We start from the raw sequence: 12,585 nt of genomic DNA, 5'->3' as shown, positions 1-12,585 counted from the left end.
GACTCCTCCTTTTTTGATTTAATTGGATTATATGTCTTATCACTAAATTTGTAAACACTTATTATTATTTTTTACAAATCAATTTCAATTTATTTTATATTGTATACAATATACCTGGTTATGCTAAATTCTTAGCACGTTTGCTTATGCTATTCCTAATTTGATAATCATACTAATAATTTGTTATTACTTTTATCTTTTTCATACATTCTCCCCTTTTTTGTTTCCGTTATACAAATTTATAATAACAATTGACGTACGTTGCTTCCTGTTATATAGTGTTCTCGACATATGGATATGCAGAGTAGATAACGAGGCGTTAAGTGCCTAGGTGAACGGGGAGTTGTCACCAGGACGAAGAGCGACGTCTTGCGGTTTCGTTATCGCATCCCGCTGCTTTTAAGAGTTGAGTTCACCTCTTAAGCGAGATTTCTGCGTAAGGAGGTGTTTTTATATGTCTCAATTAAAGAACATGAAAGTGATGACAACAGCAGCCATGTTATGTGCCGTAGCAATTGTACTCGGTTTCTTCAAGCTGCCCATCAGCAATGTCATTGAGATCCGCTTTGCCGGTCTCCCTATTGCGATTGCTGGTTACTTATTTGGCCCTGTTGTCGGTGGCCTGGTTGGCGGCATCGCCGATATCGGCGGTTATCTGATTCGCCCAACTGGCCCTTATGCTCCCGGTTTTACTATTGATACGATCTTAACTGGGGTCATCTTCGGCTACTTCTTATATAAGAAAGAAGTCAGCCTCAAACGTATTATTGCGGCTTCTTTAGTTAATAAGATCATCGTCAATATCTTATTAAACTCTTTCTGGTTAGCGGTGCTCTATCACCTGCCATTTACGGCAACGGTGATCAGCCGTTTACCAAAAGAAGCGATCATGCTGCCAATTCATGTCATTATTTTATTAGTGATCATGAAGCCAATCAGCAATCTTTCAATCGCCAAAATCACTGCTGCTAAGTAAAGATCTCTTCCTGAGATCTTTTCTTTTTGCACTCTCAAAGAGAGATTGCTAAAACGATTGTGCATTAATCTTTTAAAAGTTAAAAAACGTGCTATAATAGCAATGATTTGTAAAGGAGTGTATAAATAATGAGTAAAGTTGATATTATTTCCGGCTTCTTAGGTGCTGGTAAAACAACATTAATCAAGAAATTATTAAAAGATTCATCTTTAAAAGATGAACAGGTTGTCTTAATTGAAAATGAATTTGGTGAAATCGGGATCGATGGCGGCTTCATGCGTGATGCTGGCATCCAGGTCAATGAATTATCACAGGGCTGTATTTGCTGCAGCTTGGTTGGTGATTTTGAAAAAGCTTTAAAACAGGTTTTAGATACTTACCATCCTGATCGTATTATTATTGAACCATCAGGCGTTGGTAAACTTTCTGATATTATCGCCGCCGTTAAAGCAGTACACAGTGATGACATAGAATTAGACGCTTTCTACACTGTCGTTGATGCGAAAAAATGTAAGATGTATCACAAAAACTTTGGTGAATTCTTCAATAACCAGATCGCTAATGCATCAGTTGTCGTCTTATCAAGAACTCAGGATGTTGATGAAGATAAGTTAGCTACTGACTTAGATATCATCCAGGAATTAAATGATCACGCTGCCGTTGTCACTACCCCTTGGGATGAAATCTCTGGTGATGCCATCTTAAAAGCTGCTGAAAACAAGGAATCATTAGAAAAAGCCTTAATGCAGGCAACTGAAGAACACGAAGTAGAAAGTCACCACCACCATCATCACCATCATGACCATGATCACGAACATGAAGAAGAACATGAACACCATCATGATCATGACCACGAACATGAAGAAGAACATGAACATCATCATCATCACCATCATGATCACGACCACGATCATAGCGGTGCCGCATTAGAAGATGAAGGTTCAAAAGCTTACTTCGATGAAGAAGATCTCCATGATGCAGATGAAGTCTTCAATAGTATTGGTATTGAAACAGCACATGCTTTCACAAAAGAAGAATTAGAAAGCAAATTACAGACCTTAGAAAACGATGAATCTTTAGGTCATATCTTAAGATCTAAAGGAATTGTCAAAGGCGCTGAAGGCAAATGGTATGAATTTGACTTCGTGGCTGGTGATTATGAAATCCGTGAAACATCTCCGGATGTCAACGGTCGTTTATGTGTCATTGGTGAACATATCGATGTGCACAAGATTTATGATTTAATGAAAGGATAATACTATGGATTTTGAAACAAGAATCTATCTCTTCGCTGGTTTCCTGGAAAGCGGGAAATCAACCTTCATCAACGATACTGTTGTCAACACCAACTTTTGTGATGGTGAACGCAGTGTCTTAGTGATTTGTGAAGAAGGCGAAGTTGAATATAAAACTTCAGAATTAGAAGATCATGATACTCACTTAGTCTTAGTTGAAGATCAGAGTGAATTAACTTTAGACTTCTGGAATAAAATCCGTGAAGAATACCATCCAACTCAGGTCTTAGTAGAATACAATGGTATGTGGAATACGGATGATTTCATCAACAGCGATAAACCAGCAGGCTGGGAAGTTGTTCAGATTTTAACAACGATTGATGCTTCTAAGTTCACTTATTTCGTCAACAACACAAACATGCGTTCCCTGCTCTATCAGCACTGTTATCGCAGTGATGTGATTATTTTTAACCGTTTCCCAGAAGGTTCTAAGAAATCACCATTCAGAAATAACATTCGTGCGATGAATCAGCAGTGTCAGATTATCTATGAATTACCTGATGGCACAATTGATAATTCTCAGAATGAAGAATTACCATATGACTATAAACCACATGATTTAGATATCCAGGATCATGACTTCGGTGTTTTCTGTTATGACTGTATGGAACATCCAGAACGTTATGACAATAAGCATATCCGTATCAAAGGTAAATTCATCGGTAAAGACAGTGTTCAGGAAAACGGCTTTATCTTAGGTCGTTATGCGATGGTCTGCTGTGAACAGGATACATCCCTGATCGGTCTGATCTGTATCTCTAAAGAATATCGTGATAAACTGATTCCTGATGAATGGATCATCGTTGAAGGCGATACCCATATTGCATATGATGAAGAATATGGTCAAAACATCGTTTTATTAGATGTCACAAAACTTGAAGGTACAAAACCTTTAGATTATGAATATGTCACTTTTGACTAACGAAAAACCGCTAGATTTTCTAGCGGCTTTTTGCTTCTCACATATTCTTCCATCATTCTTTGATTAATATACGTTATGTCCCTGATATGATCTATGTGTACTTAGAAATAAGTACTTCTTCATAAATTTCCCTTCATAATTAAAATCCCTATTTATAGAACCGGACGTCCCATCCGGTTCTATTTACATTTTCAAAATCATACGCTTATATTGTCGGTTTTTAAACAACGTTGTATGATGAATATAAGGAGGGATTTTCATGCGTTTACATGCAAAGGAAATGAATATGTTAGAAGGACCGCTATTAGGAAAAATCGTTAGCTATGCCATTCCTCTCGCTTTAGCGAGCATCTTACAGCAGCTCTTTAACTCCGCCGACTTAGCGGTTATTGGTCGTTTTGAGGACTCTGTCGCGATGGCCGCGGTCGGAGCCAACAGTTCCTTAGTTTCATTATTAGTCAGCTTATTTAGCGGCTTATCATTAGGATCCAATGTCACCATTGCCTCTTTTATCGGCATGGGCAAAAAGAAAGATATTAACAAGGCCATTCATACCACTATCGCCCTTTCTCTTGTCAGCGGCGTGATTCTCTGCATTGTAGGAGAAATTGTCGCCCCGCAGATCTTAAAACTGATGTCGACCCCTGATCGTGTTTTAGCCTTAGCGGTGGTCTATTTACGTATTCTTTTTATTGCTTTACCATTTTTACTCATCTATGATTTTGGGGCTTCGGTCTTAAGAGCTAAAGGTGATTCGACAAGACCGCTTTATATCTTATTCCTATCAGGAATTATTAATGTCATCCTCAATATCATCTTTGTTGGCGTCTTCCATTTAAGCGTTGCTGGTGTTGCCTTAGGGACCCTCGCCGCTAATGTATTCTCGGCTTTTATGATCATTACCTTCTTAAGACATGAAGAGGAAACATATCGTTTACATCTTAAAAAGCTCAAGATTGAGAAAACCTACTTATCACGGATTATTTCGATTGGTGCCCCAGCGGGTATTCAAGGGATGGTCTTTTCATTATCAAATGTCATCATTCAAAGCGGAATCAACAGTTTTGGTGCGAATGCCATCGCTGGCAATACCGCTGCTCTTAACTTTGAAACAATGGGTTATTATGTCATCAACGCCTTTGGTCAGGCAGCTACAACATTCACCAGTCAGAACTATGCTGCCGCATTATATGATCGCTGTAAGAAAATCTATCGTGTAGCCATGATTGTCGGGATGTCTGCCACCTTTGTGTTAAGTATGATCTTCTGGTTTGCTCGTTACCCATTAATGTCTATTTTTACCACATCACCAGTTGTTATGCAGTATGGTTTTATACGTCTCTACTATATTGATAACTTAGAATTATTAACCGGGACCTATGAAATTGCCGGTGGCTGTCTGCGCGGTATGCAGCATTCCCTTGAACCTGCCATCATCACCATGATTGGTTCCTGTCTTTTTAGAATTATTTGGGTTTCAACAATCTTCCAGCACAATCATATCCTCCCTGTTTTAATGATTGTTTATCCTATTTCCTGGGTTATCTGCGGAACGGGTGTGCACATCGCCTACTTTACCATTCGTAAAAGACTCTTCAAAAATGCCTAATCACATATTTTCACAATTGATTTTGATCAAATTACCACTGCTTTAAGATATGATCATCCTGTACTTAAAAGTAAGTACTTCTTCATAAATTTCCCTTCATAAATTTTAAATCCTATGGCCGAACATTTGTTCGGCCCCTTTCATTTTCCATCTTTTTAAACTTTTTTTCATTTTTTTGTGAGATTCATGCCTCTTCTTGTCTTTAATATAATAGAGGGGGTGAATAGATGAATCCACACGAAGATAAATTTGAAATGTTTTACAACTTACTTAGCAGCCGCACGTTAATGGATGACATTATCGCCAGAACAGTCTTTAAGAGCCCCATCATCGTTGCTTATGTTCTGAACAAGATTTTAAAGCCCTACGGTGAACTCATTAGTGACGGCTATTCCACAACCCAAAAAGATATTACCAATATCTTCAACAGAAGCGTATGTTTTGATGTCTACTTTGAAAACAGCGACTATGTCATTGATCTGGAATTCTCAAAATATCCTGGTGATGTCTCCATTAAGAGAGCACGCTATTATTCGTCTGCATTGGATGCATTAGACTTACCAAAAAATGAACCTTACCCAAATATGCGTACAAGCTATGTTATTTTCATTGTCAATGGTCCAATCTTACCAAAGCAGTCCTTCATTGAAAGAATTGAAGGATTTTCAACCGAAAAAGCTCTTCCCATCAAAGGAAATGCGCGCTATATTGTATTTGTAGATACATCACAATGTGATAACAGTGAACTTGGGCGCATGATTCATGATCTTAACTGCGCTGATCCTGATCATATGCAAGACCCTGTATTAAGAAAAGTAATGCGTGATTTAAAGATGTCGAAGGAGGACGAAACTATGTTAGTAAAAGATATGATGAGAATTTTCAACGAAGAATTTAAAAGTCAGATGGAACATGACCGCAATTTAGCACTCCAAGAAGGTATAAAAGAAGGCAAAAAAGAGGGCATGAAAGAAGGCGAAGAAAAAAACGCAAAAAGTATTTTGGAGATGTTCGATAGCGGTAAATCTCCTGAAGAAATCAAGGCGTATTTAAAGACGAATTTCAGTAAATGACAAATAAAACATCCTAAAGATAATATTTAAGGGGCAGTGCGTGCTGCCTCCCCTAATCATATGCAAGCTCTCCGTATTAAAAAAGTAATGCGTGATTCAAAAAATTAGAAGGACGAAAATATGTTAAAAGAAGATATGATGAGAATTTTTAACGAAGAATTTAAAAGTCAGATGGAACATGCCCGCAATTTAGCATTCCAAGAAGCTAAGAGAGAAGGCATGAAAGAAGGCATGAAAGAAGGCAGAAAAGAGGGCATGAAAGAAGGCGAAGAAAAAACCGCAAAAAGTATTTTGGAGATGTTCGATAGCGGTAAATCTCCTGAAGAAATCAAAGCGTATTTAAAGACGAATTTCATTAAGTAACAAATAAAACATCTTAAAGATAATATTTAAGGGGCAGTGTGTGCTGCCCCCTTTATGCTATGAAATTGCTTTTTCTGTTTCTTTATCAAATAAGTGAATCTTATTTTTATCAATCGCCATTGAGATCTTGTCACCATCTTTATAATCGAAACGTGATGGTGTTTTTAAGATCATGTCTGTGCCATGATAATTGAAGTATAAGTTCATTTCTGAACCAGTATTTTCAACTAAGTCTAAAGTAGCACTGAAGACTGCATCAGGATAAGTATCAACCATGATCTTTTCGATGTGAAGATCTTCTGGTCTAATGCCTAAGGTAACGGTTTTACCAACATACTGATCAAAAGAGGCATTAACTTTACCAGCTGGAACTGCGAAGTTTAAGTCATCATTTTTAACGTAGTAAGTGTTACCTTTCTTTTCTAAAGTAACATCAGTTAAGTTCATTTTTGGTGAACCAATGAACGTTGCAACGAATAAGTTAGCTGGATGATCATAAATGTGTGCTGGTGTATCGAACTGCTGGATGACACCTTTATTCATGACAACGATACGGTCAGCCATGGTCATGGCTTCGGTCTGATCATGAGTGACATAAACGAATGTTGTATCTAACTGTTTATGTAATTTTGCAATCTGGGCACGCATTTCTGTTCTCAGTTTGGCATCCAGGTTAGATAATGGTTCATCTAACAGGAAGACTTCTGGGTTACGGACCATTGCACGACCTAAAGCGACACGCTGTCTCTGACCACCGGATAAAGCACGTGGTTTACGATTTAAATATTCAGTTAAGCCTAAGATTTCAGCTGCATGTTTAACTTTACGATCAATTTCTTCTTTAGGTGTTTTCTTTAACTGCAGCGCATAAGCCATATTTTTATAAACAGTCATATGCGGATAAAGTGCATAAGTCTGGAAAACCATGGCGATATCACGATCTTTAGGTTGCAGATTATTAACAACCCGATCACCAATGTATAATTCACCAGAAGTGATACTCTCTAACCCGGCGATCATACGTAAGGTTGTGGATTTCCCACAGCCTGATGGACCAACTAATACAACGAATTCTTTATCTTTAATATCTAAGTTTAAATCTGGAACAACTGTAACGTTATTATCATATGTTTTTTCCACATGCTGGAAACTAATTCTTGCCATTTTCTTTTTCTCCCTCTACTTTTGTTAAATGTATTGTATAAGCCTGGTACTCACCAGCATCAATGATGAGTGGCAGACCATATGTTTTTAAAACATTGGCGTCATAGATTTGACCCTGATCATCCTGATAATGAGCATTGTCTTCAAGGCCTTCAATTTTGATAAAGTGGGCATAGGTTGCCGAATGGGTGATAATTCTTACTGCACAGATCAGCGCTTCTTTTTGATCTTCACTGACAAATGCATAAGCCCCGACTTCATCATGTAATGGATTGCTTAATCGATAGTAGCGGCCATTATGAATTAATGGCTGATATTTTCTAAAGGCTGACACCTGTTCTCTGATCGTCTGTTTCTCTTCTTCACTGCAAGTCGTGATATCCAGTTCATAACCGAAGGTACCGCTCATCGCCACGAGAGCGCGAGTAGACATAGGGGTAATACGGCCGGTCTGATGGTTAGGAACGGCAGAAACGTGTGAACCAAAACTGCTGATCGGATAGATAAAGGATGAACCATACTGGATCGCTAAGCGATCGATGGCATCGGTATTATCGGATAACCAGATTTGTGGTGTGTAGTGTAACATGCCTGCGTCGAAACGTCCGCCGCCACCGCTGCAGCCTTCAATAAGCAGATTTGGGTAGCGTTCAAGTAAGCGATCTAAGAAACGATAGAGACCTAAGACATAATCATAAGTGACACGCCCCTGATTGGTAACGCTAGAATAAACATCAGAAATACTGCGGTTGAAATCCCATTTGACATAATCGATCGATGCATGATCTAAGATGTCGCACACCTGATCAAAAATGGCATCCACCACTTCCGGACGTGAGAAATCAAGAACCAGCTGGTTACGTGCACGAACAAACTTACGATTCGGCACTTTAATGGCATAATCGGGATGCGCACGATAGAGATCACTGTCTTCATTGATGCATTCTGGTTCAAACCAGATACCAAACTTCAGACCTAAATCGTGAATGCGCGAAGATAAAGATGAAAGTGATTCACCGAGTTTATTCTCGTTGACATACCAGTCACCTAAACCGGCATTATCGTTTTGGCGCTGACCAAACCAGCCATCATCCATAACGACCATATCAATATCACATTCTTTTGCAGCTTTGGCGAGCTGATAAATGGTTTCACCAGTGAAATCAAAGTAAGCGGCTTCCCAACTGTTGATCAGAATCGGCTTTAAGCCAGGCTGTGGATCACGAATCAGGTATTTTTTCATGCCTAAGTGTAAGTTATGCGATAAATGAGATAAACCTTGTGCAGAGTAACTCATCATGACTTCTGGTGCATAGAATGTCTCACCCTTTTCAACCGGATAAGAGAAGTAGTCTTTTGATAAGCCCATTGCCATACGTTTCTGACCAAACTGGTCTTCTTCGATGACGGCTTCAAAATTACCGCTATAGACAAAGTTCATACTGTAAGCTGAACCCGTTGTTTCGGTCGCATCCTGATCACAGAGGATCAATGCTGGATTGTACTGATGACTTGACGTACCACGTTTAGAACCGATGGTATACATGCCATGACTGACATGTTCCCGATCAGGCTGTCTTTCCATCGTATGACGACCATAGAAACTGATGCGATCAAAATCACCAGAGACAAAGTCTAAGTTCGCCGATTTGATATTTTCAATGGTAATGGTTTCACCTTGATTGATGACACGCACGCTACGAGTAATGATATCAACATCTTCATAAACGCTGTAGGCTAAGACGACAGCCACATGAAGGAAGGAGTCTGCCAATGTGATTTCTAATGATTCGACATTTTGATCACTCATCGCCGGTAAGCCACGTAAAGGTGTTTTCCCTTTAACGACTTCAGCTTTCTGGAAGCGAAGATCACAGCCATAAACGCCTTTTTGTGTACGTAAGGAAAATGAAGATGTTCGGTAATCTCCGCTGCCATCAAAAGGAAACTCCTGTGGCAGCACATCTAATGAATAAGTACGATCATTTTCTGCATCGTAAGGATTTCCGCTAAAACCACGGTCTTTTTTGACAAGCAGATAGTATGGAGGTAAATCTGCGCATGGCCCATAGTAAAGATGAAGCAGATAACCCAGATCATCCGCCTGCATCATATACGTTGTATTTCTGGTATTGAGGGTAAATGTTTGATCATGTATTACAATTGACATAGTGAAAACTCCTTCAAATTCATTTATTTAACTGCGCCGTTGACTACACCATTTAAGATTTGTTTCTGAGCGAAGATATAGAAGATTAACATTGGCAGTAACGCTAACAGGTAAGAGGCAAAAGCTAAGTTGTAGTTTGTCCCAAACTGTGTTTGGAAAGTTAACTGGGCTAATGGTAAGGTATTAGCACCGGAACCAGACATGATAACTAATGGTGTCATAACATCATTCCATGTACTTAAAGCGGTTAAGATTGCTACTGTTGCATGCATTGGTTTCATGATTGGGAAAATGATTGTCCAGTATGTTGACCATGTTGAACCGCCATCCACTTTGGCAGCTTCTTCTAACGCTTCGGGAATGTTGGTCAGATAACCGCTGTATAACATTACGTTGATTGGCATAAAGAACACTAAGTAACAAATGATGACACCCACAATGTTGGCAATATGTAAGTCGGCTGTTTCTTTAACCAATGGCATCATTAAGATGGCAAAAGGAACAAACATCCCGGATACGATATAGAAATAAGCACGATTAAACCATTTATGACGTTTCTTCATACGGCCGATGGCATAACCAGCCATTGAATGTAAGAGAACCGATAAGATCACGGTAACCCCAGTAATTAAGATAGAGTTCAGTAAAGTATGCCAGAAATCAGTAACTTTCATCGCCTGCGCGAAGTTTGAGAAGCTCCATGATTTTGGCAGTGATAAGATGGATGATAACGTATTGCCCATTTCACTTGGCTGCTTGAAGGCGATGACCACAGTGATATAAAGTGGAAATAAGATGGTCACTAAACCTAAGATTAACAGGATGGTAACAGGCCAATTGTATTTCTTTTTCATTATAACTGTTCCTCCTTTTTACCCATGAATTTTAACTGGAAGACAGAGATCAGCACGATGACAATGAAGAATAACACGGCATTGGCACTCTGGAAACCGAACTGACCGCCGGACATCCCGTTGTTGTAAATGAGGTAGGAAATGGATTCCGTTGACTGAGCAGGTCCCCCTTTGGTTAAGGCCATGATCTGATCAAATACCATTAAGGCATTTTTCATTGTTAAAACGAGGTTGATGGTAACGAATGGTAAGATTAAAGGTAATGTTAATGTTTTGAATCTTGTCCAGCCAGTTGAACCATCGATCGCCCCTGCTTCATAGATATCTTCTGGAACGGTCTGCAGACCAGAGATATAAATGATTGTCTGCATGGCTACAGATTGCCATACACAGACGACAACGATCGCTACCCATGCCCATTTTTCTGAAGCGAGGATGGAACTGCCGCTGCCAAAGACCATCTTTTCGAAAGCTGGCAGAATGTAAGTAAAGAAGTAGTTAAAGATATAGCCAACAACTAATGCACCTAAGATATTTGGTACGAAATATAAGGCACGTAAGCCGCTCTTGAACTTGATTTTTGAATTTAAGCCCATGGCTAAAATCAGGGAAATCACATTCACCAGAACAGTCACACAGATGGCGACCCCAAAAGTGAATAAGTAAGAATGACCAACACGGGCATCAGTAAATAAATCCATATAGTTTCTTAAACCGACACTCTGATACGTTCCGTAACCGCGGAAGTTTGTGAAGCTATACATAAACCCTTTAATCAGAGGGAATGTATTGAATAAGAAGAACAATACGACAAGAGGAATTGTCATCCAGACGTATGTTCGATCGAAGTCCAGCTTGTTTTTTTTCTTCATAACGTTTCTCTTCCTTTCCTAGCTTTGATGTGTTTTATTGTATTCCTGAACCTTACGGATAATATCACGGTTGTAACGTTTCCAGTCCTGATCCCATTTCGCTAAGAAGGCTTTCTTATCACCTTTTAAGAGATAACTCTGAACGATTGCATCACAGCCCATCGTTGATGGATAGTGGTGATCCTGATAGTCGACCATCTTACCACTATCAATCCAAGGTTTCATATCATCAAACTGCTTAGGTAAAGTGAAGTTACCAGTACGGCAAGGTAATGACATCTGGGCATTGATATATTTCTGTAAGTTCTTTTTCGCTAATAAGTAATTTAAGACCGTATAAGCTGCTTTTTTATTCTTGCAGGCTTTCGTCACTCCGAACATCAAGTCGATCCCAGAGTTTAAGTTATTCTTGTTTTTATCATTATTAGCCGGCATGACAAAAGAGCCGATATCCATCTTTGGATTGGATGATAAGACCTGAGGAATGGCATAAGAACCGATCGTGTACATCGCTGACTGCCCTTTTGCGAAAGCCGTGCAGGCATCATTGTAGCCATAGGCTGCGACTTCTTTTTCGCCATACTTTAATAACGTCTTAATCTTTTCAGCGGTTTCATCATATTCCTTTGTAAAGGTTGTTTTCCCCGCATTGACATTTTGGGTGGTGTTCGCTGGAGCTAAGGAAACAGCTAAGGAGTTCCATGGCGCCATCGTTGTCCAGGTATCCTTATACCCAAAGTAGAATGGTAAAACGCCATCTTTTTTCATCTGTTTACATAACGCCATCAGTTCGTTCCAAGTGTTTGGCACTTTATAGCCATACTTTTTAAAGATCGCTTTGTTGTAAAGGATCCCTGAAGCATTCGCTACATAAGGTACTCCGTATGTGCCTTTGGTTGGGACATATTCCAGCTGATCAAGCATATCAATATATGCTTTTTTGATCTTTTTGATACCTGAGAAATCAGAGACATCCGCTAAAACACCAGCATCAACAAATTCTGAGAATGTCGCATCCCCGCCAATGCCGATAATATCCGGATAATCTTCACGGATAAAACGTGTTTTCATAACGGTTACTGCATCATTTGGTGAAGAGATCTTGAGTTCAATATCACTATGTGTGGCATTGAATTCTTTCGCAACTTTGTCAAAATAAGTTGCGGCTTCCTGTTTGTAGGAAACAATTTCGATGGTTGTTTTCTTCGATGACGATGATCCACATCCAGCAATGGATAAGCCCATCGTCAGCGCCAGAAGAAAACGCATAACTTTTTTGAGTTTCAT

General features: G+C 39.3%; 11 protein-coding genes and 1 riboswitch. Of the genes, 6 read left to right on the top strand and 5 right to left on the bottom strand.

Going from position 1 to position 12,585, the window contains the following annotated elements; genetic code table 11:
• Positions 1 to 298 precede the first annotated feature (298 nt).
• A riboswitch (THF riboswitch) is annotated at positions 299 to 398 on the top strand.
• Positions 399 to 454: 56 nt separating this feature from the next.
• The 6 genes from SG0102_RS01490 to SG0102_RS01465 all read left to right on the top strand — a co-directional run bounded on the left by SG0102_RS01490 (position 455) and on the right by SG0102_RS01465 (position 6,238).
• Positions 455 to 976, top strand: coding sequence for a folate family ECF transporter S component (locus tag SG0102_RS01490; protein WP_125118311.1), 522 nt, complete (start codon positions 455 to 457; stop codon positions 974 to 976).
• A gap of 128 nt (positions 977 to 1,104) precedes the next feature.
• Entirely contained in the window at positions 1,105 to 2,232 is a 1,128-nt protein-coding gene (locus SG0102_RS01485; RefSeq protein WP_125118310.1) for a CobW family GTP-binding protein, read from the top strand.
• Positions 2,233 to 2,236: 4 nt separating this feature from the next.
• A complete protein-coding gene (locus SG0102_RS01480) occupies positions 2,237 to 3,193 on the top strand; it encodes a TIGR03943 family putative permease subunit (protein WP_125118309.1) in 957 nt (318 codons plus the stop codon).
• A 259-nt stretch (positions 3,194 to 3,452) separates the two neighbouring features.
• The gene (locus SG0102_RS01475) at positions 3,453 to 4,802 is read left to right on the top strand and encodes an MATE family efflux transporter (protein WP_125118308.1); all 1,350 of its coding nucleotides are present in this window, start codon (positions 3,453 to 3,455) and stop codon (positions 4,800 to 4,802) included.
• Between the two features lie 227 nt (positions 4,803 to 5,029).
• Entirely contained in the window at positions 5,030 to 5,875 is an 846-nt protein-coding gene (locus SG0102_RS01470; RefSeq protein ID WP_125118307.1) for a hypothetical protein, read from the top strand.
• 120 nt (positions 5,876 to 5,995) lie between these two features.
• Positions 5,996 to 6,238 (top strand): hypothetical protein, encoded by a 243-nt coding sequence (locus tag SG0102_RS01465; RefSeq protein WP_125118306.1) that lies wholly within the window; start codon positions 5,996 to 5,998, stop codon positions 6,236 to 6,238.
• Positions 6,239 to 6,295: 57 nt separating this feature from the next.
• On the opposite strand, the gene SG0102_RS01460 is transcribed toward SG0102_RS01465, so the two are convergent.
• Genes SG0102_RS01460 through SG0102_RS01440 form a run of 5 tightly spaced genes read right to left on the bottom strand, consistent with a single transcriptional unit; the run spans position 6,296 to position 12,585 of the window.
• A complete protein-coding gene (locus SG0102_RS01460) occupies positions 6,296 to 7,402 on the bottom strand; it encodes an ABC transporter ATP-binding protein (protein ID WP_125118305.1) in 1,107 nt (368 codons plus the stop codon).
• Positions 7,389 to 9,572 (bottom strand): alpha-galactosidase, encoded by a 2,184-nt coding sequence (locus tag SG0102_RS01455; RefSeq protein WP_125118304.1) that lies wholly within the window; start codon positions 9,570 to 9,572, stop codon positions 7,389 to 7,391. The genes SG0102_RS01460 and SG0102_RS01455 overlap by 14 nt, the downstream gene beginning before the upstream one ends.
• A 23-nt stretch (positions 9,573 to 9,595) precedes the next feature.
• The gene (locus SG0102_RS01450) at positions 9,596 to 10,426 is read right to left on the bottom strand and encodes a carbohydrate ABC transporter permease (RefSeq protein ID WP_125118303.1); all 831 of its coding nucleotides are present in this window, start codon (positions 10,424 to 10,426) and stop codon (positions 9,596 to 9,598) included.
• Positions 10,426 to 11,298, bottom strand: a complete 873-nt coding sequence (locus SG0102_RS01445) for a carbohydrate ABC transporter permease (protein ID WP_125118302.1) — start codon at positions 11,296 to 11,298, stop codon at positions 10,426 to 10,428. Before SG0102_RS01445 ends, SG0102_RS01450 begins: the two co-directional genes overlap by 1 nt.
• Before the next feature lie 18 nt (positions 11,299 to 11,316).
• Positions 11,317 to 12,585 (bottom strand): ABC transporter substrate-binding protein, encoded by a 1,269-nt coding sequence (locus SG0102_RS01440; RefSeq protein WP_125118301.1) that lies wholly within the window; start codon positions 12,583 to 12,585, stop codon positions 11,317 to 11,319.

This window comes from Intestinibaculum porci, from assembly GCF_003925875.1.
Lineage (GTDB): Bacteria > Bacillota_I > Bacilli_A > Erysipelotrichales > Coprobacillaceae > Intestinibaculum > Intestinibaculum porci.
This window is presented reverse-complemented; position numbering and strand designations above follow the sequence as displayed.